This is a genomic window from Streptomyces sp. NPDC102514, assembly GCF_055584525.1.
Genome location: NZ_JBVJLW010000003.1, coordinates 687,701 through 712,732, shown reverse-complemented (window position 1 = coordinate 712,732; position 25,032 = coordinate 687,701). Strand labels below are relative to the sequence as shown.

The 25,032-nt window shown below is 71.4% G+C and carries 15 protein-coding genes; 8 read left to right on the top strand and 7 right to left on the bottom strand.

Translation table 11 applies throughout. The features are described from left to right. Nucleotides 1-53: 53 nt before the first annotated feature. From ACZ60E_RS11215 to ACZ60E_RS11200, 4 genes are all read right to left on the bottom strand, one after another. Nucleotides 54-2,498: a tetratricopeptide repeat protein gene (locus ACZ60E_RS11215; protein WP_469439600.1), complete on the bottom strand. Its 2,445-nt coding sequence runs from the start codon at nucleotides 2,496-2,498 to the stop codon at nucleotides 54-56. Between the two features lie 93 nt (nucleotides 2,499-2,591). Next, on the bottom strand, nucleotides 2,592-2,954 hold the full coding sequence (locus ACZ60E_RS11210; RefSeq protein ID WP_469439599.1) for a cupin domain-containing protein: 363 nt from the start codon (nucleotides 2,952-2,954) through the stop codon (nucleotides 2,592-2,594). A 125-nt stretch (nucleotides 2,955-3,079) separates the two neighbouring features. Beyond that, entirely contained in the window at nucleotides 3,080-4,582 is a 1,503-nt protein-coding gene (locus ACZ60E_RS11205) for a metallophosphoesterase family protein (protein ID WP_469439597.1), read from the bottom strand. A gap of 233 nt (nucleotides 4,583-4,815) precedes the next feature. Continuing rightward, the gene (locus ACZ60E_RS11200) at nucleotides 4,816-5,232 is read right to left on the bottom strand and encodes a RidA family protein (protein WP_469439595.1); all 417 of its coding nucleotides are present in this window, start codon (nucleotides 5,230-5,232) and stop codon (nucleotides 4,816-4,818) included. Nucleotides 5,233-5,404: 172 nt separating this feature from the next. Between ACZ60E_RS11200 and ACZ60E_RS11195 the strand changes: the two genes are divergently transcribed. The 5 genes from ACZ60E_RS11195 (at nucleotide 5,405) to ACZ60E_RS11175 (ending at nucleotide 12,258) form a co-directional block, all read left to right on the top strand. Continuing rightward, complete coding sequence (locus tag ACZ60E_RS11195; RefSeq protein WP_384808233.1) at nucleotides 5,405-5,887, top strand: cupin domain-containing protein; 483 nt, start codon at nucleotides 5,405-5,407, stop codon at nucleotides 5,885-5,887. Continuing rightward, the gene (locus ACZ60E_RS11190) at nucleotides 5,884-6,810 is read left to right on the top strand and encodes an acyl-CoA thioesterase (RefSeq protein ID WP_469439594.1); all 927 of its coding nucleotides are present in this window, start codon (nucleotides 5,884-5,886) and stop codon (nucleotides 6,808-6,810) included. The genes ACZ60E_RS11195 and ACZ60E_RS11190 overlap by 4 nt, the downstream gene beginning before the upstream one ends. Nucleotides 6,811-6,892: 82 nt before the next feature. Continuing rightward, nucleotides 6,893-8,587 carry an AMP-binding protein gene (locus ACZ60E_RS11185; RefSeq protein ID WP_469439592.1) on the top strand — a complete coding sequence of 565 codons (1,695 nt, stop codon included), beginning with the start codon at nucleotides 6,893-6,895 and terminating at the stop codon, nucleotides 8,585-8,587. 13 nt (nucleotides 8,588-8,600) lie between these two features. Continuing rightward, nucleotides 8,601-10,982 (top strand): bifunctional salicylyl-CoA 5-hydroxylase/oxidoreductase, encoded by a 2,382-nt coding sequence (locus tag ACZ60E_RS11180; protein WP_469439591.1) that lies wholly within the window; start codon nucleotides 8,601-8,603, stop codon nucleotides 10,980-10,982. 139 nt (nucleotides 10,983-11,121) lie between these two features. Next, the gene (locus ACZ60E_RS11175; protein ID WP_469439589.1) at nucleotides 11,122-12,258 is read left to right on the top strand and encodes a hypothetical protein; all 1,137 of its coding nucleotides are present in this window, start codon (nucleotides 11,122-11,124) and stop codon (nucleotides 12,256-12,258) included. 22 nt (nucleotides 12,259-12,280) lie between these two features. Here ACZ60E_RS11175 and ACZ60E_RS11170 read toward each other — a convergent pair whose 3' ends face one another. After that, nucleotides 12,281-12,703 (bottom strand): PPOX class F420-dependent oxidoreductase, encoded by a 423-nt coding sequence (locus ACZ60E_RS11170; RefSeq protein WP_210893278.1) that lies wholly within the window; start codon nucleotides 12,701-12,703, stop codon nucleotides 12,281-12,283. Nucleotides 12,704-12,836: 133 nt separating this feature from the next. Further along, complete coding sequence (locus ACZ60E_RS11165) at nucleotides 12,837-13,649, bottom strand: SAM-dependent methyltransferase (RefSeq protein ID WP_469439586.1); 813 nt, start codon at nucleotides 13,647-13,649, stop codon at nucleotides 12,837-12,839. Between the two features lie 398 nt (nucleotides 13,650-14,047). Here ACZ60E_RS11165 and ACZ60E_RS11160 point away from each other — a divergent pair, with 398 nt between their 5' ends. The 3 genes from ACZ60E_RS11160 (at nucleotide 14,048) to ACZ60E_RS11150 (ending at nucleotide 23,476) form a co-directional block, all read left to right on the top strand. Next, a complete protein-coding gene (locus tag ACZ60E_RS11160; protein ID WP_469439584.1) occupies nucleotides 14,048-16,600 on the top strand; it encodes a glycoside hydrolase family 127 protein in 2,553 nt (850 codons plus the stop codon). Between the two features lie 124 nt (nucleotides 16,601-16,724). Next, nucleotides 16,725-20,141 carry a glycosylhydrolase-like jelly roll fold domain-containing protein gene (locus ACZ60E_RS11155; RefSeq protein ID WP_469439582.1) on the top strand — a complete coding sequence of 1,139 codons (3,417 nt, stop codon included), beginning with the start codon at nucleotides 16,725-16,727 and terminating at the stop codon, nucleotides 20,139-20,141. A 50-nt stretch (nucleotides 20,142-20,191) separates the two neighbouring features. After that, the gene (locus tag ACZ60E_RS11150) at nucleotides 20,192-23,476 is read left to right on the top strand and encodes a family 78 glycoside hydrolase catalytic domain (RefSeq protein WP_469439580.1); all 3,285 of its coding nucleotides are present in this window, start codon (nucleotides 20,192-20,194) and stop codon (nucleotides 23,474-23,476) included. A gap of 49 nt (nucleotides 23,477-23,525) precedes the next feature. Here ACZ60E_RS11150 and ACZ60E_RS11145 read toward each other — a convergent pair whose 3' ends face one another. Further along, nucleotides 23,526-24,971, bottom strand: a complete 1,446-nt coding sequence (locus tag ACZ60E_RS11145; protein ID WP_384808218.1) for a glyceraldehyde-3-phosphate dehydrogenase — start codon at nucleotides 24,969-24,971, stop codon at nucleotides 23,526-23,528. Between the last annotated feature and the right edge of the window lie 61 nt (nucleotides 24,972-25,032).

Sequence of the window (25,032 nt, the reverse complement as noted above, 5' to 3'; positions counted from 1 at the left end):
CGCGATTGCGACATCCGTGCCCCGGGTCGTACGTCCGCGTCGTGTCGCACCGGTCACTCGCGGGCCGTCCGGACGTTCTCGCCCTGCGTCGGCTGCGGCTGATCCCGTGACTCCCGTGACTCCCGTGAGTCCCTTGACTCCGGGGATCCATGAGGCTTCCGCGACCCCGGCGGCTTCTGCGATCCCTGCGACGGCGTGTGGGCGATCGAGCGCAGCCAGGCCGTCGCCCTCTTCCCGAGCCATGGGCTGTCCCGGTGGTGCCGGAAGGCGAGCGGGCGGACCGCGTAGGCACGGTCCAGCAGGGTCTCGGCGACGGCCCCGTCCTCCGCGGTGGCGGAACGGGCGGCCTGGTGCGCGAGGGTGAGATAGAGACGGGAGAGTTCTCTGCGCAGCCCGGGTTCGTCGGACGGGAGTCCCAGCCGTGCGTCGGCGTCCGCGGCGAGCCCGGCCAGCCCCGCCGCGTCGATCGCACCCCGGACGAGGGCGCCCCGTACCGCCTCCCACACCTCCGCCGTCATACGGACCCGGGCCTGTTCGTCCGTCAGCCCGTGCGCGTGGAACAGCCGGGCCAGCCTGGCCAGCACCTCGCGGAGCCGGTCGGCGGCCCCGTCCGGGCGTTCGGCGGTGCGCACGTGCTCGACGCCGACGCGTACGGCGGCCGTCCGCGCGGCGGTCCGGTGCCGGGAGTGCTGCGGCACCGCGTCCAGGGCCCGTACGGCGTCGTCCCACGCGGGCTCCCCGCCCAGCGCGAGCCGGGCCCGCGCCGCGCCGAACGCGGCGCTGCCGAGGGAGGGGTTGCGCAGCCGGACCGCCTCGTAGAACGTCAGCGCCTCCTGCCAGCGGCCGAGGCGCTCGGCGCAGTAGCCGAGGGCCAGTTTCGGCGCGTACTCGCCCGGGATCGCCGCGAACACCTCGTCGAAGTGCCGCCGGGCCGCCCCGACCCGGTCCTGGCCGAGCGCGAGCAGACCGCGGTGCCAGCCGAGCCGCCAGTCGTGCGGGGCGTGCTCGGCGCCGATCAGGGTCTCGGCGGACCGCAGTTCCCGTTCGGCGGCCGAGGTGCCGCCCCCGGCGCTGCGCAACCGCAGCCGGCAGCGCAGCAGCAGGACCTCCGGCGAGTCCCGCCAGTCCCCGGTGTGCTGCAGCAGCGCCTCGGGAGCGGCGTCGGCCAGCCTGCTCAGCTCGGCGTGGTGCAGGTCCTGCGGATCGGGCCGCGGCACGGGCAGTCGGCTGGCGACCTCCGCGGGCGACGGCGGCGCGTACGGGGCGGGCGCGTCCGGCGCGGCCCACCGGGTGACGGGCGGTGCCGAACCGAGGGCCGCGTCGAGCGCGTACGGCGACTGGAAGAAGAGCGGGGACGGCTCGAAGGTCTCGAGTCCGGTCCGCAGCGAGCGCAACTCCCGGAAGACACCGCGCAGTTGTTCCTCCATCTCGCGCGCGGTGGCGAACCGTTCGGCCCGTTCGGCGCGGGTGGCGCGGTGCAGGACCCGGGCCAGTGACACCAGGCCGAGTCCGTGGGGAGGAGGCGCCGTCATGGGAGGCGCCCCGGGGGTCCGGGGGGTGCCGCCCCCGCCCGGTGACTCCGGCGGACTGGTCGTCGTGCCGGTCGCCGGGCCCGTCGTCGGGCTGATCATGTCCAGGCGGCCCAGCTCCGCCAGGTCGTCGGGACAGCGCCCCAGTCCGCTCAGCCGCCGCAGGGTCTCCCCGAGGCTGAACAGGTCGTCCTGGCCGGTGGACTGCCCGTTCGGGCCGACGGTCGGGGCCCGGAAACCCTCCGTGGTGTGGCCGGGCAGCCCGGCCGAGCGGACGCTCCCCACATCGATGATCTTCGTGGCGGTGCCGTCGTGCATCACGTTGTCCGGCTTGAGGTCGCCGTAGACCTTGCCGGGTCGGTCGGCGTGCAGATGCCCGAGAGCGGCCAGGATCCTCACCCCGTAGGCGAGTACGAACTCGTGGAAGCGACCGCCGCCGAACTCGGCCGGGTTCACCTGGACCCGCGCCCGCACCTCTTCGAGCGTGAGCCCGTCCACGTACTGCAGGACGAGGAAGTCGCCGACCTCCGGATGGTGTCCGTAGTTGAAGACACGGATGATGTCGCCGTGGCTGAGATCGACCAGGGCCCGCCGCTCCTGGGCCAGCGCGCCCGACGAGGCCGCCGCCTGCTGCGGGTGGAGGATCTTGATGGCGACCTCGCGGTTGTCGACCTTGGTGTCGAGCGCGAGATAGACCTCGCCCATGCCGCCGTAGCCCAGCGGTCGGATCAGCCGGTACTGGCCCGCGAGCAGCCGCCCCGAGGGAAGGGGCAGTTCCTCCCGGCCGCCGCCGTGGGACGCCGCCCGGTCCAGCAGGGTGATCGACGGCAGCAGCACGGGGTCCGGGCTCTCCTCGGGCAGGACGACGTGCGCGGCCCGCAGAATCGGCGACGAGACCACGAGCGGGCCGAACGACGCGCTGGACTCCGGTGGCTCACCGGTCGTCCCGCTGCCCGCTGCCCCCTCCATGCGACCCCAGAATAGACGCGGCGGCTCCGAATGACCCCGTGCCGAGGGGGAGATGCTGTGTCGGAGTCGATCTGCGTGCCGGTCCGGGAGGGGTCAGTCGGTGGCCTTCGCGTACTCCTGTGCCATGCCCCCGGCGAAGTCGAACACCACGGTGGGTTCGTCCCCCACGACCCAGGCGTCGTGGCCGGGCGGGCAGACGAAGACGTCTCCGGGGCCGACCTCGCCCTCGGCGCCGTCGTCCATCCGGATCCGCATGCGGCCCTGAAGGACGTAACCGTTGTGATGGACCTGGCAGCTCTCGGTGCCCGCGATCGGTCCCACGGACTCGGACCAGCGCCAGCCCGGCTCGAACGTCGCCACGGCGAAGTCGAGCCCGGTGAGGTGTACGGCCTCCAGGTGGCCGTGCGGGAAGTCCCGCCGTTCGTCCGGCTTCTCGACCGCCTTGATCTCCATCATGACGGTCCCTCCAATCCAGCGTGTCCAGCGGCCTCGGGGCCCTTTCCTCCTCATCGTCCGCCCGCAAGCCGGGCGCCGCCAATCGGGGGAACCGCCCGGTGGATCACCCCGCGTCACACCCCGCGTCACACCAGGGGGATGACCACCTCGTCCTCGATGGGCGGGTCGAGTTCCTGCGGCAGGTTCCCGGTCGCCGAGAAGCAGCGCAGCCGCACGGACTCCGGGCTGACGTCCAGGCGCAGGAAGCACTTGAAGAACGGCGGACTGTACGTCGCCGACCCCGGCGAGAAGAGCTGGGTGTAGGCCTTGCGCACCGGCAGGCGCATGCGCGAGGTGCGGTCGGGGCGGCCGCCGGCGCCCAGCAGGCTCGCGACGAGGCGGGTGCGCCGGGTGACCCGGGCGGCCCCGGCCCCGGCCGCCCGGGTCGGGGGGATGCCGAGACGTTCGGAGACGACGGCGGTCGCCTGGTCCTCGGTGAGCGTGAAGAAGCGCCGCATACGCAGTCGGCGCCCGTACAGACCGCTGTAGAAGGCCAGTGAGTCGCCGCGCAGCGGATAGCAGCGGAAGTCGTCCTCGGTGACACCGGCGACGGAGACGCGCGGCATGGTGTGGGTGGCGTGCATGAAGGCTCCGCCGCCACCGGCGACCACGTACTGGATGGTGCGGCCGTCCACCGCCACCGGGTAGCGCTGGTAGTTGTGGATGTCACCGCCTATCGCGGCCACGTAGTGGTGGGCGGGATCGCGCACGATGTCGTCGACCGTGCCGCCGCCGTCGATGGCGCAGGGGTGGTGCTCGGCGTCCACGTACAGGGGGGAGCCGGTGACGAGGATCTTGGGGGTGTCGCCCTTGGAGACCTCGCGGAGCCAGCGTCCCTGCTCGGCGTCGAGGGTTCCGAGCAGCCCTGTGTCGATGCCTATGATCCGTACCGGGCCCGCGTCGATGGCCCAGTACGGGCCCGGCTGGAGGGCCTGCTGGGCGGGGGCCGAGCGCAACTTCCTTGCCTCTGCCAGGCGTTGTTCGTCGGGGGCGCGGGGCTTGTGCCACAGGAGTGAGCGCCACCAGGCCGACGACAGGGGGCGGGGCCGGGGCTGCGGGGGGAGGGATTGCGCGTCGCAGAAGACGCGCATGAAGCCGTCCAGGTCCTCGTACCAGTCGTGGTTGCCGGGTATCGCGTAGATCGGCGCCTGGTAGTCCTGGTACGGGCGGAAGAACTTCGTGCCGTAGTCGTCCGTGGCGCCCACCGGGTAGATCACGTCGCTGGCGAGTACGGCGAACTCGGTGTCCTGACCGGCTCTCAGGAAGCCGGGCACGACCGCGTACTGGGGGTCGTCGCCCTCGCCGGTGTCTCCGATCACCATGAACGAGAAGTGGTCCGGGGCGGGGTGTCCGATCACCTTGTCGGGCGGGGCCCCGGCGGCCGTCCGTTGCTCCACCCAGCGGTTGCGGGTGTGGGCCGTCGGGTCGCCGAAGAGGGAAGCGAGTGTGCCGTTGCGGGCGGGCCAGAGGGTTTTGGGGTTGACCCAGGACAATTCCTCGGTCCGTTGCGGCATCAGGTGCGGGTACGCGCCGCGTTCGGTGTCGCCCCAGCCTGCGCCGGCCGCGGTGTCGCGTGAAGAGTCGGACATCCACGAACGTTAACAATGCGGTTGCCCTGGCCGGTGGTTGGGCGGGGGATCTTCGTCCGCGGGCGGACTGGGGCCGGCCGCGCAGGACGCCGGGGCGCGGTGTGTTTCCCACCTGCGGGCCGGTGGGGGCCGGTCGCGCAGTTCCCCGCGCCCCTAAAAGCAGGGGGTGGGCCCGGGTTTTTAGGGGCGCGGGGAACTGCGCAGTCTTTGACGGGGGCCGGACGGTGGGGCGGTTACACGCGGAGCGTCAGGCGGGCGTCCGGGATCACGGCCACGCCCGTGATCTCGATCATCGCTTCCGGTTGCCACAGCGCCGCGCAGCCGATCCCGGCCATCGCCGGATACACCGGCCCCGCAAGCTCCCGCCACACCCTCCCGATCTCCTTGCCGTGGGCCTGGTAGTCGGGGATGTCGGTGAGGTAGATCGTCACGCTCACCAGATCCCCCGGCTCCCCACCCACCTCGCGCAGCGTCGTCAGCACGTTGCCGAACGCCTGGCGGAACTGCTCGACGATCCCACCCGGCACGATCTTCATGTCGGCGTCGAGAGCGGTCTGCCCGCCCAGATGCAGCGTGTTCCCCGCGAGCGTTCCGTGCGAGTAGCCGCGGGGCGTCGGCAGCGCTCCCGGGTTCACGGCGATGGGAGTCACGTGGCCTCCGTGGGTTCGGGGAGGACGGCCCGGTCCGAGGGGCCGTCTCCGGTCGCGTCCGGCATGCTGTATTGACAATAAATGACGGTCGTGAAAAAAACGAGATACCACACGAACCGCGCCACCGATCACCCGCTCCCGAAGCCGCCCGACCGGAACGGAGCCAGCCCCCATGGAGCCCGACCTCAGCAAGTACCGCCTGGAGGGTGACGCCTCGATGTACCGGCTGCCCAGCGGGATCGTCGCTCCCGTGGTGACGCGCGCCGGATCGGAGAGCGGAAACACCGCCGACTCCGGCGGGGCCGTCCGGATCTCGGGCGTCAGCATCCAGCACACCCCCGCCACGAAGCTGTGGTTCGGCAAGGTCAGCAACGACCCCGGCTACCGCTCGGTCACCCACCACCACGGCGAGGCCGAGACCGGCGGTTATGTCCTGTCGGGGCGGGCCCGCATCTACTTCGGCGAGAAGTTCGAGGACTACGTCGACATGTCGGAGGGCGACTGGGTCTTCGTCCCGCCGTTCATGCCGCACATCGAGTGCAACCTCTCCCGCAGCGAGCCGCTGACCTGGATGACCACCCGCACGCCGGAGAACATCGTCGTCAACCTGACCGACGTCCCCGACGCCGACCTGCGCGACTGGCTCGACCGGTGACGCCGGGTCCCGGATCGGCGCCGGGCGGTACGCCGCCGACCTCGGCCTTCTTCACCGACGCCGTCACGCTCACGCCCACCCCGCCCGAGGACTTCGACCTGGCCTTCACCGCCGTCACCCAGCCCTGCCCCTGGCCCAAGGCGTACGGCGGCGACCTGGTCGCGGCGGCGGCAGCGGCGGCCATGCGGTCGGTGACCGACACCAAGACGCTGCACTCGATGCACAGCTACTTCCTGCGCCCCGCCGACATCGGCGCCGAGGTGCGCTACGAGGTGGAGGTGCTGCGCGACGGTCGCGGCTACAGCACCCGGCAGGTACGCGGCTACCAGAACGGCAAACCGCTCTACGTCTGCCTCGCCAACTTCGCCGCGGGGGAGCCCGGCGGCACCTTCCACGCGGAGTTCGCGGAGGTCGTCCCCGACCCGGAGGACCTGCCCAGTTCGGCGGCGTACCTCGAAGAGCGCAGCGGCGGCTCGATGACCGACGAGTCGAAGGCCTACTGGTCCGCCGGCCGCAGCTTCGACATGCGGCACGTGCCCGGCCCGGTCTACCTCACCGTCGAGGGCAAACGGCTGCCGCAACAGGCGCTCTGGGTGCGGCCGTTCGACAGGCTGCGTACCGTCGAGGGACTGACCGAAGCCCAACGGGACCTGGCCGCGTTGGCGTACGTCTGCGACTACACGATCCTCGAACCCGTCCTGCGCGTACTGGACCTGGCCTGGGCCGACCCCGGTCTCGTCACCGCAAGCCTCGACCACGCCATGTGGTTCCACCGTTCCGGGCCGGTCGGCGACTGGCTCCTCTACGTCCAGGAAGCGGTCGCCGCCGACGCGGGCCGCGGACTGGGCACCGGCCGCTTCTTCACCCGCGACCACCGTCACCTGGCCACCGTCGTCCAGGAGGGCATGATCCGCCCCGCCTGATCCGCCGCCCGGCACGGCACGGCCTCGTCCGGTACCGAGCGGCCCCGCCCGGCACCGACGGGCTCCCGGAAGGACTCCTCCGTTGACTCTTCCGCCACCGCTCCCACCGCGCCCCTCCCAGCCGCCGTCCTCCTCGGCGTACGAGGACACCTTCGCCCGCGACCATCTCCCGCCCGCCCACCTGTGGCCGACGATCGAGTTCGCCACGCCCGCACTGCGCCACCCGGAACGCCTCAACGCCGCCACCGAACTCATCGACCGCCCCACGTCCGCGTTCGGGGCCGGCCGTCCGGCACTGCGTACACCGGCCGGGGAGACCTGGACCTACGGGGAGCTCAGGACCCGCGCCAACCAGGTGGCCCAGGTGCTCACCGAGGACCTCGGCCTGGTCCCGGGACAGCGGGTCCTGCTCCGTTCACCGAACACACCGTGGACCGTGGCGAGTTGGCTCGGCGTGCTCAAGGCCGGGGGAGTCGTCGTCACCGTCATGGCCGCACTGCGCGCCCGCGAGATCGCCCCGGTCGCCGAACGGACCCTGCCCGCCCTCGCCCTGGTCGACCACCGCTGCGCCGAGGACGTCCATGTCGTACGCGACACCGTGCTGCCCTCGCTGAAGGTCGTCGAGTTCGGCGGCACCGGGCCGGGTGACCTGGTGGCCCGGGCCGCGGCGAAGTCCGGCGAGTTCACGGCCGTGGACACCGCCGCCGACGACGTGGCACTCCTCGCCCCGACCTCCGGCAGCACCGGCACCCCCAAGATCACCATGCACTTCCACCGGGACGTCCTGGCCATCGACGACACCTTCGGCCGGCAGGTGCTGCGCCTGCTCCCGGACGACCTGGTCGCCTGCAGCGCCCCCTTCGCCTTCACCTTCGGTCTCGGGATGCTCGTCGTCTTCCCGCTGCGGGCCGGCGCCTGCGCACTGCTGACCGAGACCGTGACCCCGCCGGGCATGGCGGAACTCGTCGAACGGCAGGGCGTCACCGTGCTCGCCACGGCGCCCACGGCGTACAAGGCGATCCTGCGCGAGGGCCGCGAACAGCAGCTCGCCGGGCTGCGCGTCGGCGTCTCGGCAGGCGAGCACATACCGCTCGGCACCTGGGAGCGGTTGCGCGACCGCATCGGACTGCGCGTCATCGACGGGATCGGCGCCACCGAACTGCTGCACATCTTCATCTCGGCGGCCGGTGACGACATCCGCCCCGGAGCCACCGGAAAACCGGTGCCGGGCTTCCGTGCCACGATCCTCGGCCCCGACGGCACGGAACTGGGCCCCGGCGAGCCGGGCAGGCTGGGCGTCATCGGCCCGGTCGGCTGCCGCTACCTCGACGACGAACGCCAGAAGGACTACGTCGTCAACGGCTGGAACGTCACCGGTGACGTCTTCCACCGCGACGAGGACGGCTACTTCCACTACCACGCCCGCGGCGACAACATGATCGTCTCCTCCGGCTACAACATCGGCGGCCCCGAGGTGGAGGCCGCCATAGACACCCACCCCGACGTCCTGGAGTGCGCCGTCGTCGGCCGCACCGACGCCGAACGCGGCGAGGTCGTCTGCGCCTTCGTCGTACTGCGGGACGGTGTGAGCGGTGACGCCGCCAAGGCCAAGGAGATCCAGGACCACGTCAAGCAGGTCATCGCGCCCTACAAGTACCCGCGGGACGTGCGGTTCCGCGCGTCCCTGCCACGCAACGCCAGCGGCAAACTGCAGCGTTTCGCACTCCGCGCGGCCGTCGAGGACGACCAGGCCGCGGCGGCCACCGGCGAGCACTGAAAGAGGAACCCCCGTGAAGATCGCGATCGTTGGCGGTGGCCCCGGCGGCCTCTACTCCGCCGCTCTCATGAAACAGCTCGACCCGGCTCATGAGATCACCGTGTGGGAGCGCAACGCCCCGGACGACACCTTCGGCTTCGGCGTGGTGTTCTCCGACGAGACGCTCGGCGGCATCGAGAACGCGGACCGCGAGTTCGCCGATGCCATGGCCCGCCGCTTCGCACGCTGGACCGACATCGACATCCACTACCGCGGCCGGACCCACACCGTGGGCGGCCAGGGGTTCGCCGCCATGGGCCGCCGCGAACTGCTCGGACTGCTCCAGCGCCGCTGCCACGACCTCGGTGTGCGCGTCCGCTTCTCCACGGCCGCCCCCGACACCGGCGCCCTGCGGACCTCGTACGACCTCGTGGTGGGCGCGGACGGGGTCAACTCGCAGGTCAGGGCCGCTCACCCGGACATCTTCCGTCCCACGCTGGACCAGCGGCACAACAAATACATGTGGCTGGGCACGGACCGGGTCTTCGAGGCGTTCCAGTTCTTCGTCAAGCAGACGGAGTGGGGGACCATGCAGGTGCACGGCTACCCCTACTCCGAGTCCGGCTCCACCTTCATCGTCGAGATGCACGAGGACGTGTGGCGCCGGGCCGGCTTCGACGCCGGCGAGGAGACCGTGTTCCCGCCGGGTGCCTCCGACGAGCGGGCCGTCGAGCGCGTCCGCGGGCTCTTCGCCGAGGAGCTGGCCGGGCACCGGGTGTTCGCCAACAACTCGAAGTGGCTCGGCTTCACCACCGTACGCAACGAGCGCTGGCACCACGGCAATCTCGTCCTCGTCGGGGACGCCGCGCACACCGCGCACTTCTCGATCGGCTCGGGCACCAAACTGGCGATGGAGGACTCCCTCGCCCTCGCCGCGTGCCTGCACGAACACCCGGACACCGAGGGCGCGTTGGCGGCGTACGAGGCAGAGAGACGCCCCGTCGTCGAGTCCACGCAGCGGGCCGCCCAGGCCTCCCTGGAGTGGTTCGAGAACATCGGCATGTACGCCCACCAGGAGCCGACCCAGTTCTGCTTCAACCTGCTGACCCGGTCCCGCCGTATCACGTACGACAACCTCCGCACCCGCGACCAGGAGTTCGCCGACCGGGTCGACGCGGCCTTCGCGGCCTCCCAGGGCCTGCCGGAGACCGCTCCGGCGATGTTCCAGCCCTTTCGGCTCGGGGAGCTGGAGCTGAAGAACCGGGTGATCGTGTCCCCGATGGACATGTATTCGGCCGTCGACGGCGTACCCGGCGACTTCCACCTCGTCCACCTCGGCTCGAAGGCGATGGGCGGCGCCGGACTGGTCATGACGGAGATGGTGTGCGTGTCGCCCGAGGGCCGCATCACCCCCGGCTGCACGGGACTGTGGAGCGACGAACAGCGCGACTCGTGGGCGCGGGTCGTGTCCTTCGTCCACGAGCGCAGCTCCGCCCGGATCGGTCTCCAGCTCGGTCACTCCGGCCGCAAGGGCTCCACCCGGATCATGTGGGAGGGCATGGACGACCCGCTGCCGGACGGCAACTGGGAGCCCGTCGGCCCGTCGCCGCTGCCGTACGGCCCCGGATCGGCCGTCCCCCGCGAGCTGGACCGCGCCGACCTGGACGCCCTGGTCGCCGACTTCGTCGCTGCCGCCCGACGCGGCGCCGAGGCGGGGTTCGATCTGCTCGAACTCCACTGCGCCCACGGCTACTTGCTGTCCTCGTTCCTCTCACCGACGGCGAACCACCGCACCGACGAGTACGGCGGTCCGCTGCGCGACCGGCTCCGGTTCCCCCTGGAGGTCTTCGACGCGGTCCGTGCCGCCTGGCCCGCCGAGCGGCCGATGATCGTACGGATCTCCGCGTCGGACTGGGTTCCGGACGGCAACACCGAGCACGACGCCGTGGAGATCGCCCGTGCTTTCATCGCCCACGGCGCGGACGCGATCGACGTCTCCTCCGGACAGGTCACCCAGGACGAGCGCCCCGCGTACGGCCGCTCCTACCAGACGCCGTTCGCCGACCGCATCCGTCACGAGGTCGCCGCGGCCACCGGCACGGCCGTCATCGCGGTCGGAGCCATCGCGTCGTACGACGACGTGAACTCGATCCTCCTCGCCGGCCGCGCCGACCTGTGCGCCCTCGGCCGCACCCACCTCTACGATCCGCACTGGACGCTGCACGCGGCGGCCGAGCAGGAGTACCGGGACAGCGCCGGCCAGTGGCCGCTCCCGTACCGGGCCGGCGCCCGCAAACCTCCCAGCGCACGCACCGACGCCGTCCGCCCACGGCTCTCCCTGCTGCGGGCCGAGGACCCCGGACAGACCGTCCACCTGCGCTGGACCCCGCCCAGGAAACCGGCCGCCGTCTCCTGAGGACGAGCCACCGCGCACCGCTCCCACCTGACCGGAAAAGGACCCCTCACTACGTCATGTGACGCATTGACCCCAATGCTCCGCCACGGTTGCATGCTTCAGGACCTCCGGCGGGGAGCCGGAGGGCACGGTGTGCCGAGTGTGGGGGGAAACGATGATGCGTACGGGCTGGGGCGCCGCACGACGTGTGAGAGCCGCCGTGGGCGTGACGGTCGCGGTCTGCGCCGTCACGGCGGCGCTGCCGGGAGCCGCCTCCGCCGAGCCCGCGCGCGGCGCGGGAACCGTGGGCGCGCTCGGAGCCGGAGTCGAGCGGGTCAGTGTCGCGTCCGACGGCACGCAGGGCGACGGCGGCTCCGTCGGCGGCACGATCACGTCCGACGGCCGGCGGACCGCCTTCTCGTCGGTGGCGCAGAACCTCACGACCGGCTCCCCGACGACCTATGAAAAGGTGTTCGTCCGCGACCGGCGGACGAACGAGACCGTGCGGATGAGCACCAGTGCACCCCCGGTCCAGCGTCACCCGGTGATCAGCGGCGACGGGGAGTACATCGCCCACTGGGGGCTGATACAGCGCGACACGAAGACGTTCCTGTCCCAGCTGAGGTCGCAGGGCACGATCGGCATCAACTGTCCCGGCCTCAGCTGCAGTCAGCCGTCACTGAGCGAGGACGGCCGCTACCTCGCGCAGGTCGGCACCTCCGGGCGACCGGCGGTCAGGCAGCGCATCGAGGTGCAGGACTGGCACGCGAACACCACGCGGACCGTCTTCGAGTTCGACCACACCGCCCCGTCCCGGCCGTCCATCAGCGGCGACGGCCGCTTCGTCGCCTACCAGGACGGCCGGGCGCAGGACGTCTTCGTGTGGGACCGGACCGACGACACCTCAACCGGCCCGATCGAGGGCCCGTCCCAGGCGGCGACACTCGTCCAGCTCAGCAGGGACGGCAGCAAGATCGTGTACCTCTCGGGCTCCGACACCCACGTCCAGGACGAGGCCTCCGGCACCGACCAACTGGTGCCGGACGTGCGGGGCCTGGCCATCGACCCCACCGGCCGCTATCTGCTGTACGCCCCGCAGGACCCGAACGGCCCGTCGCTCGTGCTGCGCGACCTGGTGACGGGCACCGACGAGACCGTCTCGGAGCAACCCGCCTCGGCCGGCACCGACGCCGTCAGCACCGGCGGGCGTGACGTGGTCTTCCATTCCACGGCCGACGACCTCGTGCCCGACGACACCAACGGCACGTCGGACGTGTTCGTCCGCCACTTCTACTGATGGCTCCGGTTCGCTCCGGCCGCTACGTCGAGGCCTGGTCGTTGTCCTTGAGCGCGCCCCAGCCGTGCCACCGGTCGACCTCGATGAAGGCGCTGACCCGGTCGCGGACGCGGTCGGGGTAGGCCTCGCCGGTGTAGTGCCGGGAGATGCGGTCGATGTCGACCAGGCCCTCGTCGTCCTTCATGTCCGTCACCTGGCCCAAGAGGGTGACATGGGTGTACCAGTCGTCCCCGTCGAGGACGGTGAGTGTCACCCGGGGGTCGCGCCGCAGGTGTTTCAGGCGCACCCGGCCCAGGTCCATGCTGATCAGCGCGCGGTCGTCCTCCCACAGGTACCAGGTGGGCGTGGACACGGGCGCGCCGTCCGAACGCACCGTGGCGATGACGGCCGCGTTCGGGCGGCTCAGCAGTTCGACGGCCTCGGGCGGAAGCGGCGGCTTGGACATGTGCACTCCTCCATCTGGGCGGGCCCGCAGGGTGAGGACCTCCCGCGACTGCATCCTCGTGCCCCGCGTTCACCCCCGCCACTCGACGCTCCCGCCCTTCGGCGCCGCCGCCACCTCGGGCGGGCTCCTGCCGTCAGGGCTTCACGGCCACCGCGCCGAACTGCGGGACCGTGGCGGGGGAGCCGGTGCCGGGGTGCCAGTGCGTGCAGGAGACCAGGCCCGGTTCGAGGAACTCCAGACCGTCGAAGAAGGCGGTGACCTCCGCGCGGGTGCGGGCGGTGATCGGCGGGGTGGCGTTCTCGTTCCAGAACTCCATCGCCGCCACGTTGCCCTCGCCGCCGAGGTCGGGGTCGGTGGTGGGGTGGGTGAGGACCAGATAGCTGCCGGACGGGACCGCCGCCAGGACCTGGCGCACGATGTCCTGGGCCTTGTCGGTGTCGAGGACGAAGTTGAGGATGCCCAGCATCATCACCGCGACGGGCCGGTCGAGGTCCAGGGTCGCCGAGGCGCGCTCGACGATGCCCTCGGGGTGGTGGACGTCGGCGTCGATGTAGTCGGTGGCGCCCTCGGGAGTGCTGGTCAGCAGGGTCCGCGCGTGGGCGAGCACGATCGGGTCGTTGTCGACGTACACGATGCGCGCGTCGGGCGCGGACCGCTGGGCTATCTCGTGCGTGTTGTCCAGGGTCGGCAGACCGGTGCCGATGTCCAGGAACTGCCGTACCCCGTGCTCCTCGACCAACTGGCGGACCGCACGGCCCAGGAACTCCCGGTCGGCGCGGGCCACGTCGCGGATCACCGGGAACATTCCGGCGACCTGGTCGCCGACGGCCTGGTCGACCTCGTAGTTGTCCTTCCCGCCGATCCAGTAGTTCCAGACCCGGGCGTTGTGCGCCACCCCGGTGTTGAGCCTCCCGGAACCGCTGGACGGGGTCTGGTTCTCACTCATGTCTTTCCTCTCCCGGGCACCCGCGGACCCGCCGCGCGTGTCCTGGGCGTCTGCGGCCGCCGTGGCGGCACCGAACCGTCGTCCCCGCCATTCTGCCGCCTGTTGATCACGCCGTCCCGGTATTCCGGCCTGCCCGTCCGACACATCCGGCGGACGGCCGGGCCCATGAGGCCGTGGCGGTCAGGCAACCGCTGCCCCCGGGGCTCTCTTGATCACTTTGAACGATTCAAATCGGAGGGTGCAGTCCTGACAACACCCCTTCGTGCGCGAACCCTTGACGCTTGTGGTGTGCACACTTACCGTCTCCCGCGGACGATGTAAAACGATTCAAGTTTGCTCGATTCGCCACCTCTGCTTTCCGTCTGGTACTTCCCCCTGCCCGGAAGGAGCACGGCGTCTTGCCCGCACCGCACGACATGCCCCGCCCGTCCCGCCGCCAGATCCTGACCGCCGCGTCCGCGGCGGCCGCAGCCGCCTCGCTCGCCCCGCTCGCCGCGGAAGAGGCCACGGCCGCGACGGCCGGACCGCGGTCGGTCCTCACCGCCTTCCGGCTGTCCGACGTCCGGCTGCTGGAGAGCCCGTTCCTCGCCAACATGCGGCGCACCTGCGCGTATCTGCTCTTCGTCGACACCGACAGGCTGCTGCACACCTTCCGGCTGAACGTGGGGCTGCCCTCCACCGCCGAACCCTGCGGCGGCTGGGAGGCGCCGGGCGTCCAGCTGCGCGGCCACACCACCGGACACCTGCTCAGCGCGCTGGCCCAGGCGTACGCCAACACCGGCGACGACGCCTACGCGGCCAAGGCCCGTTCCCTGGTGTCCGCGCTCGCCGAGTGCCAGCGGGCGGCCCCGGCGGCGGGGTACCACGCGGGATATCTGTCCGCGTTCCCCGAGTCCGTCTTCGACCAGTTGGAGGCGGGCGGCAAGCCCTGGGCCCCGTACTACACGCTCCACAAGATCATGGTGGGGCTGCTCGACCAGTACGAACTGGCCGGCGACAAGCAGGCGTTGGCCGTGCTGCTGGACATGGCGGCCTGGGTGGACGCCCGCACCGCGCCGCTCTCCACCGAGCGGATGCAGACGCTGCTGAAGGTCGAGTTCGGCGGCATGAACGACGTACTCGCCCGCCTCCACCTCCTGACCGGCGACCCGGCGCAGCTGCGGACCGCCCGGCGCTTCGACCACGAGGAGCTGTACGCCCCGCTGGCCGCAGGCCGGGACGAACTGGCGGGCCGCCACGCCAACACCGAGATCGCCAAGATCGTGGGAGCGGTACCGAGTTACGAGGCCACGGGGGAGAGGCGCTACCTCGACATCGCCGACCACTTCTGGACAACGGTCGTGCGGGACCATTCGTACGCCATCGGCGGCAACTCCAACCAGGAGCTGTTCGGGCCGCCCGGCGAGATCGTGAGCCGCCTGTCCGAGGTCACCTGCGAGAACTGCAACAGCTACAACATGCTCAAGCTCGGCCGGCACCTGTTCCTGCACCGCCCCTCCCGCTCGGCGTACATGGACCACTACGAGTGGACGCTCCACAACCAGCTGCTCGGGGAGCAGGATCCCGACTCGGAGCACGGGTTCGTCACCTACTACACCGGACTGTGGGCGGGTTCGGAGCGGCAGCCCAAGGGCGGCCTCGGCTCGGCGCCCGGCAGTTACAGCGGCGACTACGACAACTTCTCCTGCGACCACGGCTCCGGTCTGGAGACCCACACCAAGTTCGCCGACAGCATCTACTTCCGTACGCGCGACTCCCGCGGCCCCTCGCTCTACGTCAACCTGTTCATCCCCTCCGAACTGCGGTGGCGTGAGGCCGGGGTGACGGTACGTCAGGACACCGAGTACCCCACGGCCGACCGGACCCGCCTCACCGTCACCGGGGGAGACGCCCGCTTCACACTGCGGGTGCGTGTCCCCGCCTGGGTCGCGGACAGCGGCCGGGAGCCCCGCCTCGAGGTCAACGGCCGGCACGTCCAGGGTCGGTTGAAGCCGGGCACGTACGCCGCCGTGGAACGGCACTGGCGTGCCGGGGACACCGTGGAACTCGTGCTGCCCCGACGGCCCGTCTGGCAGGCCGCCCCCGACAACCCGCAGGTGAAGTCGCTCTCGTACGGGCCTCTGGTCCTCGCGGGGGAGTACGGCGACACCGCGCTCGCCACCCTCCCCGTGATCCGGCCCGAGACCCTGCGCCCGGTGCCCGGCAGCGGCACGGCGTTCACCGCACTCGCCGACGGGCGTCAGGTGTCACTGCGCCCGTTCCACGAGGTGCACCACCAGCGCTACAACGTCTACTGGGCCGTGGAACCGCGGCCCGCACGCGAACGGGACATCGCGCGCTACCCCTTCGACGAGGGGACCGGCACCTCGGCGGCCGACCGGACCCGCACCTTCGCCGACGCGACCCTCGCGCCGGGTGCCACCTGGGCCGAGGCCGACGGCGTGCGGTCCGTGTCCCTGGACGGGAAGGGCGCCCATGTCGTCCTGCCGGCCGGACTGCCCGGCGGACTCGGCGAACTGACCGTCAGCGTCCGGGTCCGCGTGGACACCCTGACCGCCTCCGCCCGCGTCTTCGACCTGGGGTATCACAAGGACACGTACCTGTTCCTGGCGGCGACCACCGGAGCGCAGCGCGCACGGGCCGCGCTGAAGATCGCCGGCATGGAGTCCGAGGACGTCGTCGACGCGGGCGGCCCGCTCCCCGTCGGCCGGTGGGTCCACGTGGCGCTCACCCTCGGCGGCGGCACAGGTGTCCTCTACCTCGACGGTGTCGAGGCGGGCCGCAACGACGCCATGATCGCGAGTCCGCTCCTGCTCGGCGCGAGCACCCGCAACTACCTGGGCCGCTCCCAGAACATCACGCACCCCTATCTGCACGGCGCGGTCCGTGACTTCCGGCTGCACAACCGGGCCCTGAGCGCGTCCGAGGCGGCGCGCCTGGCGGCCGGCTGACCTGCCGTCTCCGGTGCTCCACGGAGCACCGGCCCCCCCACCACCCCGATTACTCGGATTCCCCCAGTACACCGTTCCGTCCGGCGGGCGCCCCGGTGCCCGCCGTTCACGCAGGAGTTCAACCATGTCCCACATGTCGCACGACGACCTGTCCAGACGCCGCTTCGTGGCCGCCGCCGGTGCCGCGGGCACCGTTCTCGCGGTCGGCCTGCCCGATACCGCCCTCGCCGCGGGAGAAGGCGCCACGGGCGTCGGCGCCACGGCTCCGAGCGCCGAACGCTCGTTCTCCGCCCAGCAGTTCGCCGATCCCCGGCGGGACAGCAGACCGACCGTCTACTGGTACTGGAACGGGCCCGTCACCCCCGAACTCGTGGACCGTCAGCTGGCCGACCTCCGGGACAAGGGCATGTACGAGGTGGTGCTCTTCCCGTTCGACAACGCCGAGATGCAGCCGGTGTTCTTCACCGAGGAATGGTTCGACATCGTCGGACACGTACTGCGCACAGCGGAACGCACCGGCATGCGCGTATGGCTGTTCAACGACGACCACTTCCCCAGTGGCCGCGCGGGGGAGTACATCGTCAAGGGCGGCACGGTCGGCTCCCGCACGTACGAGCCACGGCCCGACCTGCGCCTGAAGGCACTCTGGCGCTCCACCACCGTCGTCGAGGGCCCTGCCACCGTCGACCTGCGCCGCAGCAGCGGGGTGGGCGTGGCGGCCGGACAACTGGTCGCCGACGCGGCCGTGCTCGACGGCGCCGCCGTACTGCGCGGCGGCGACGGGTGGGCGGACTACACCGTCACCGGCAGCGCCAAGGCCGACCACACCGCGGCCGGTCTCGTCGTCCGCGCCTCCGCAGACGGACTCGACGGGTACGCCGTCACCTTCGACCAGACCGGAGTCGTCACCGTCCTGCGTCTGGCGCGCGGAACGGACCCGGCCGAACTGCTGCGCAGCACCCGCACCGACGGATTCAACAAGACCAAGTTCCACACGGTGGCCGTCACAGTCCGGGCGGGCACCCTGTCCGTCACCCTCGACGGCAAGGACAAGGGCACGCTCTCCGACGACCGCTACCCGACGGGCGGGGCGGGCGTACGGGCCGTCGCCGACCAGCGCTCCCTGTGGGACACCTTCACGGTCACGGACGCCGACGGTACCTCGCTGCACACCACGGCCTTCACCGACCCGGCCGACGCGGGGGACTTCCCCGAGCGCGCCCGACTCGCCGCCGACGCCACGGCCGTCGCCGCCGCGGCCCGCCCGGTGGGCACCGCCGAAGCCACCGAAGTCGTCGACCTGACCGGCCGGTTGGGCGGCGCGCACACCTGGCAGGTCCCGGCGGGCCGCTGGCAGCTCGACCTGTTCGGCGGCTCCCCGCTCGTCGACGACACCCAGGGCTACAGCCGCAGTTACGTCGACCTGCTCGACGACGAGCCCGTGGAACTCTTCCTCGACATCGTCCCGGGCGAGTACCACCGCCGTTTCCGCCGCTACTTCGGTACGGTCATCCCCGGCTTCTGGGACGACGAGCCGTTCTTCGCCTCGGCCGAGGCACACTTCAAGCGCCTGCCCTGGTCACCCACCCTCGACAAGGCACTGCGCGCGGTGGACGTCGAGCCGGGTGTCGCCTACGCCGCCGCCTTCGACGACCTGGGCCGCGATGGGCGCATAGCCCGAGGCCGCTACTGGCAGGCCGTCTCCAACCGCTTCGCCCGCTCCTTCCAGAAGCAGGCCCGCTGGTACGAGCAGCGCGACGTCGCCCTGATCACCAACCCGCTCTACGACGAGACGTCCCCGGCCAAACGCATCCCCTCCACCGGAGACCTGCACAAGGTCAACCAGTGGGCCCATGTGCCCGGCGGTGACATCATCACCGCCGAGTACGTGGCCGGTGAACCCACCATGATTCCCCGTAACCCCGTGTCCGTCGCGCATCAAATGGGCCGGGAGCGTGCCCTGTTGGAGATGTTCGGCAACATGGGCTGGCAGGTCACGCCCGGGTTTGTGCACACCACGGTCGGCGCGCAGGCCGCCCGGGGCGTCAACCTGACGGTCCTGCACGCCCTGTGGACCGATGAGGTCCGCGTCTACTTCCCGCCGCCGTTCGGTCCGCGCGCTCCCTGGTGGTGGGCGATGCGGCCGCTCGCCGAGTGGATCGGCCGCGTGATGGAGGTGGGACGCGGCACCTCCGGGGCCCGTACCGCCGTACTGCAGCCGCAGCGCGCCGCCGAGCAGTGGACCGGCACCGACCGGCAGGGCGAGGTCGACGGCGCGCTCTCCGACGCCGCCTACGCGCTGGAGCGGGCCCAGGTCGACTTCGACCTCGTCCACGAGGGCGCCCTCAGCGGTGACCCGGACCTGCTCGCCCACGCCGACGTCCGCGGAGGCCGGCTGACCGTGGGAGCGGCCCGCTACGACCTGGTGGTGGTGCCCGTGACACCGACCCTGGACGTGGCTTCCGTACGCGTCCTCGCGGAGTTCGCGCGGTCCGGCGGCACCGTCGTGGCCGTCGGCACCCTCGCCCCCGAGGAGGCGGACCACAAGGACCGGTCCCTCGCTCGTGCCCTGACCGACCTGTTCGGCGAGCGGGTCCCCGGCCGCCGGTCGGTCGGCCGCGGGCACGCCGTGCGCGTCGCCGACCCGGAGGGCCTGCGCGACGCCACCCACGCGGCAGGGGTGGCAGCGGCCGTGCTGGAGACACCCCAGGACGCGGTACGCGTCATACGGGTCCACCGCGGCGAGGACACCGCCTTCATCGTCAACAACGAGGGTGGCGAGTACGTCGCGACGACCGCGACCCTTCCGGCCACCGGCGTCCCCGAGCTGTGGGACCCCGCGACGGGCGGCACCGGCACCGCACCCGTCCACCGGAGCGGCAAGAACGGCATCCAGGTGCCCCTGACCCTGGAGCCGTACCAGACCCGGATCGTCGTCGTACGCCACGGCGCACGGGCGGTCCCGCACCTGACGGCCGCACCGCTGCCCGTCCTCGCGGTCGAGCGGCACGGGAAGGGGCTGCGGGCGACCGTCGAAGCCTCGGCCCCCGGCAGCCACCGGTTCACCGGCACCGACGGCACCCGCACGTACCGGGGCACGGCCCGCACCGACGACCCCCTCGCCCCGGTCACCGTGGACGGCGACTGGACCCTCACCCTGGAACGCGAAGGCTCCACCCCGGTCACCGGCCCCCTGGGCAGCTGGGTCGAGCACGACCGGCTCTTCTCCGGCAGCGGCACCTACACCAAGGACCTCGACGTCGAGCGCGCGCTCCTCGACGGGCGCCGCGTCCTGCTCGACCTCGGCGACGTCCGTGACGTGGCGGCCGTCACCGTCAACGGCACCGCGCTCCCGCCGCTGCTGTGGGCGCCCTGGACCGTCGACATCACCCGCCTGGTGAAGGCCGGCCGCAACTCCCTCGCCGTCCGCGTCGCCAACACGCTGTCCAACGAGCGCAACAAGCCCCTGCCGTCCGGCCTCCTCGGACCGGTGACCCTGCGCTTCCGACGCCACCTCACCGTCGACCTCACCCGCGACTGACTCTCCCTCGCGCTTCTCTCCCGCCCCGCACGCACTTCATGGAGCCCTCAATGCCCAGACCCCGTTCGCGACCGCGTCCCCGCAGCGGACACCGGCGGCCCGTACCCGTACTCCTCGCCGGACTGACCGCGTTCGTGACCGTGCTGGCCGGCGCCGTCACCGCCGACGCCACCACCACCGGAAACAGCGCCACCATCACCCCGGACCGGCTGCGCACCCAGCACCTGAGCCAGGCCCTGGGCATCGACGACACCACGCCCGACCTCGGCTGGGAGACCGAGGCCCGCGTCACGAACACCCGCCAGGCCGCCTACCGCGTCCAGGCGGCCAGTTCCCCGGAGCTGCTGCGCCGCGGCAGGGCCGACCTGTGGGACTCGGGCAAGGTCCGCTCGACGGTGCCCGAGACCACGTACGGGGGGAAGAAGCTGGGCTCCCGCGACCGCGTGTACTGGCGGGTCATGCTCTGGTCGTCGCACGGCTCACGTGACCCCGGCTGGAGCGACACCGCCGTCTTCGAGACCGGGCTGACCCGGCCGTCGGACTGGAACACCGGCGGCGACGCCGACTGGATCACGCACCCGGACTGGCGGCTGAGCGAGCGCACGGTCGAGCCCGTCGTCGTCAAGGTCCCCCGCACCACGGCCCGTTACGTACGGCTGGACGTCACCGAGCTGGGACTGCCCCTGGAAGAGGCCTTCCCCGAGCGCACCTGGCGCGTGCAGCTCGGCGAGATCGACGTACGTGACTCCGCGACCTCCACCACCGGCCTCGCCCGCAGCGCCGCGGTGACCGCCTCCGAGACCAACACCCTGCGCAAGACCTGGGAACCCGCCCTCGCCGTCGACGGTCTGCCCAACAGCGCCCTGCAGACGGCCGCCGGCTACGCGAGCGCCGCCCACACCGGCGCCGACGTCTCCGGCACACCCGTGGTCCTCACCCTCGACCTCAAGTCGGCCAAGACCTTCGACGAGGTGGCCCTGTATCCGCGCGCCGACGTCCTCACCGCGGACGGCCGCGTCCCCAACTTCCCCGTCGACTACGCCCTTTCGAGCGGCGACAGCGCCACAGGACCGTTCACCGCACTCGCCGACGTGACCGGACAGAAGGCTCCCGAGCCCTACCTCCCGGCCGGACTGCCCCTGCTCACCGACGACTTCAAGCTCCCCAAGAAGGTACGCAGCGCCCGTCTGTACATCGGGGGACTGGGCATCTACGACGCGACCCTCAACGGCGAACCGGTGGGCGACGCCGTCCTGGAACCCGCCAACACCGACTACGCGGAACGCGTCCAGTACGCCACCTACGACGTCACCGACCGCCTGAGGACCGGCGCCAACACCCTCGGTGTGGCCCTCGGCAACGGCATGTCCAACGTGGTCAGCACCGCCGACCGCTACCGCAAGCTGTACGGCAACCTGAGCGACCCCAAGCTGATCGCCCGGTTGGAAGTGACCCTCGCCGACGGCAGCGTCCGTACCGTCACGAGCGGCGACGACTGGCGGACCACCCTCGGACCCACCACCTCCTCCAACTGGTACGGCGGCGAGGACTACGACGCCCGCCGCGAGAGTGCCCACTGGGACGAGCCGAGCGGCGACCGCCGCGCCTGGGACAAGGCCGTCACCGTGGCCGGTCCCGGCACGGCCGAGAAACCCGCGGCACTCAGCGCCCGCGAGACCGAACCCGTCAGGGCCGTCGAGACGCTCAAGGGCAAGGAGGTCGAAGGCGCCGCCGACAGCAGGGTGTTCGACCTGGGCCGCAACATCGCCGGCTGGCCCGAGATCACCGTCGGCGCGCCCGCGGGCACGGCCGTCCGTGTCTACCCGGCCGAAAGCCTCAAGGACGGACACGCCTTCCAGTCCATCAGCAATGTGGGCTCACCCCTCTGGGACAGCTACACCACCCGGGGCGCCCGCACCGAGACCTGGCACCCGCGCTTCAGCTACCACGGCTTCCGCTACCTGGAACTGAGGGGCGTCCCCGAGGGCGCGACCGTGACCGTACGCGGCAAGGTGCTGCGCACCGACAACACCTCGGCCGGTGACTTCAGCAGCTCCGACCCGCTCGTCAACGACATCCACTCGCTGATCCGCCGGGCGATCGAGGGCAACATGATGAGCGTCCTCACCGACTGCCCCAGCCGGGAGAAACTGGGCTGGCTGGAGCAGAACCAGCTCGTGTTCCCGGCGCTCGCGGGCAACTACGACATGCGGTCCTACCTCCGCAAGATCGTGCGGGACATGGCCGACGCGCAGACCACGGACGGGCTGATCCCCAGCACCGTGCCCGAGTACACCAGCCTGCCCGGCGCCTACCGCAACGACTCCAACTGGGGCGGCGCGTTCGTCCTCGTCCCCTGGCAGCTGTACACGACCTACGGGGACCGGGACACGATGGCCGCGTACTACCCGCGCATGCGGCAGTACGCGGACTTCCTTCAGACGCAGGTCTCCGGCGGCATCCTCGACTACGGCCTCGGCGACTGGTTCACCCCCGACCGCACCTTCCCGCGCGCGGTCGCGGGCACCTACGGCTACTGGCGTGTCGTCGACGCCCTGAGCAGAACCGCCGCCGTCCTCGGCGACCAGGAAGCGGCCGACACCTACCGGGCGAAGGCCGACGCGAGCGCCACCGCCCTGGCCGCCAAGTACTACGACTCCACCACAGGCACCTTCGGCGGCGGAGGACAGGGCGCCGAAGCACTCGCCCTCGACATGGGCGCGTACCCGGCGGGGGAGAAGGACCGGCTGCTCGGCCACTTCACCGGCGCCGTCGAGGACGCCGGCTACCACCTGACGCTCGGCGAGATCTCGCTGCCCGCCGCGTTCCGGGTGCTGTCCACCCACGGCCGCGACGACATCGTGCACGAGATCGCCACGCAGACGACCAGTCCCAGTTACGGCCACCAGGTGCGGGCGGGCAACACCACGCTCGGCGAGTCCTGGGACGGCGGGCCCGGCCAGTCGCAGAACCACTTCATGCTCGGCGCCATCGACTCCTGGTTCACCACCCGGGTCGCGGGCATCGGGCAGACCGCCGACTCGGTCGGCTACTCCGAGCTGCTCATCGACCCGGCCGTCGAGGGTGACCTGACCTCGGCGACCGGCTCGTACCGCACTCCGTACGGGGTCGCGCGGACCGGGTGGAAGCGGGACGGCGGCCGGTTCCGCCTCACCGTGGACGTGCCGGCGGGGAGCACGGCGGAGGTGCATGTGCCGCTGTTCGGCGGCAGGGCCACCCCGCCCGCCGGAGTACGTCCGGTGCGTACGGAGCAGGGCGAGACGGTGTACGAGGTCGGCTCCGGCAGCTGGACCTTCCGCTCGACCGCGGCGTAGTCCGACTGCCGGGTGCCCCGGGATTCCGTCCCGGGGCACCCGGGTGCGGTCAGACCGCGGGCGCCGGGTACGTCGGGTACTCGACCCCCGTCACATGCTGGACGACCCGGACGACCTGGCAGGAGTAGCCGAACTCGTTGTCGTACCAGAGGTAGAGGATCGCGTTGTCGCCGTCGACCTTGGTGGCACCGGCGTCGACGATCGAGGCGTGGCGCGAGCCCATGAAGTCGCTGGAGACCGCGTCGGGGGCGGTGGTGAAGTCGATCTGCCGCTTCAGCGGCGAGGTCAGCGACACGTTCCGCAGGTAGGTGAGGACTTCCTCGCGGGTGGTCTCGCGGCCGAGCCGCAGGCTGAGGATCGCGATCGAGACGTCCGGCACCGGCACCCGGATCGAGCTGCCGGTGATCGGCGCGTCGAGGTCGGGCAGCGCCTTCGCCACGGCGGAGGCCGCGCCCGTCTCCGTGATCACCATGTTGAGCGGCGCCGAGCGGCCACGACGGTCGGCCTTGTGGTAATTGTCCAGCAGGTTCTGGTCGTTGGTGAACGAGTGGACGGTCTCCACGTGCCCGCGCAGCACCCCGTACTCGTCGGCCATCGCCTTCAGCGGCGGGACGATCGCGTTCGTGGTGCAGGACGCGCAGGACAGGATCTGCTCGTCCGGCTTGATCATGTCGTGGTTGACGCCGTGCACGATGTTGGGCACGTCACCCTTGCCCGGCGCGGTCAGCACGACCTTGTCGATGCCGGGTCGCAGATGCTGCGACAGGCCCTCACGGTCACGCCAGATGCCGGTGTTGTCGATGAGGACGGCGTCCTTGATGCCGTACGCCGTGTAGTCGACCTCCGAGGGGTCGTTCGCGTAGATCACCTTGATCGCGTTGCCGTTGGCGAAGATCGTGCTGCTCGCCTCGTCGACGGTGATCGTGCCCTGGAACTGGCCGTGGATCGAGTCGCGGCGCAGCAGCGAGGCGCGCTTCACGATGTCCTGCTCGCCGCCCCGGCGGACGACGACGGCACGCAGACGCAGACCGTTCCCGGAACCCGCCTTCTCGATGAGCAGGCGGGCGACCAGGCGCCCGATGCGGCCGAAGCCGTACAGGACGACATCGCGTCCCTCGCGGCTCTCGATCTTGTTGGCGCCCGTGGCACCGGCGACGGCCTCGGCGGTGAAGGCCTCGACCGTGAGGCCGCGGTCGTCGCCGCGGTGCGTGGCGGCGAGCATCCCGATGTCGATCTGGGAGGGGCCGAGGTCGAGCGTGGTCAGAGCCCGCAGATAGGGCAGGGTCTCGGTGACCGACAGTTCCACTCCGGCGATCTGCCGGGCGAACCGGTGGGTCTTGAGGATGCTGACCACCGACTTGTTCACCAAGGAGCGGCTGTGCAGCAGGACGGTGACGTCCTGCTCGCGGTGCAGCTTCCCGATGATCGGGATCATCGACTCCGCGATCTCCTCGCGGTTCTTCCAATTGGTGAACGAGTCGTCATTGACAGTCACAGGTTTATCTTTCGAGCTAGGCGGTGCTCATATGATAAACGGTCGATGATCTCGCTCCGCA

Excerpts from the sequence above, each read along its gene's own strand:
- ACZ60E_RS11215 (WP_469439600.1), bottom strand. The coding sequence starts at position 2,498 with ATGGAGGGGGCAGCGGGCAGCGGGACGACCGGTGAGCCACCGGAGTCC.
- ACZ60E_RS11210 (WP_469439599.1), bottom strand. The coding sequence starts at position 2,954 with ATGATGGAGATCAAGGCGGTCGAGAAGCCGGACGAACGGCGGGACTTC.
- ACZ60E_RS11205 (WP_469439597.1), bottom strand. The coding sequence starts at position 4,582 with ATGTCCGACTCTTCACGCGACACCGCGGCCGGCGCAGGCTGGGGCGAC.
- ACZ60E_RS11195 (WP_384808233.1), top strand. The coding sequence starts at position 5,405 with ATGGAGCCCGACCTCAGCAAGTACCGCCTGGAGGGTGACGCCTCGATG.
- ACZ60E_RS11170 (WP_210893278.1), bottom strand. The coding sequence starts at position 12,703 with ATGTCCAAGCCGCCGCTTCCGCCCGAGGCCGTCGAACTGCTGAGCCGC.
- ACZ60E_RS11165 (WP_469439586.1), bottom strand. The coding sequence starts at position 13,649 with ATGAGTGAGAACCAGACCCCGTCCAGCGGTTCCGGGAGGCTCAACACC.
- ACZ60E_RS11155 (WP_469439582.1), top strand. The coding sequence starts at position 16,725 with ATGTCCCACATGTCGCACGACGACCTGTCCAGACGCCGCTTCGTGGCC.
- ACZ60E_RS11150 (WP_469439580.1), top strand. The coding sequence starts at position 20,192 with ATGCCCAGACCCCGTTCGCGACCGCGTCCCCGCAGCGGACACCGGCGG.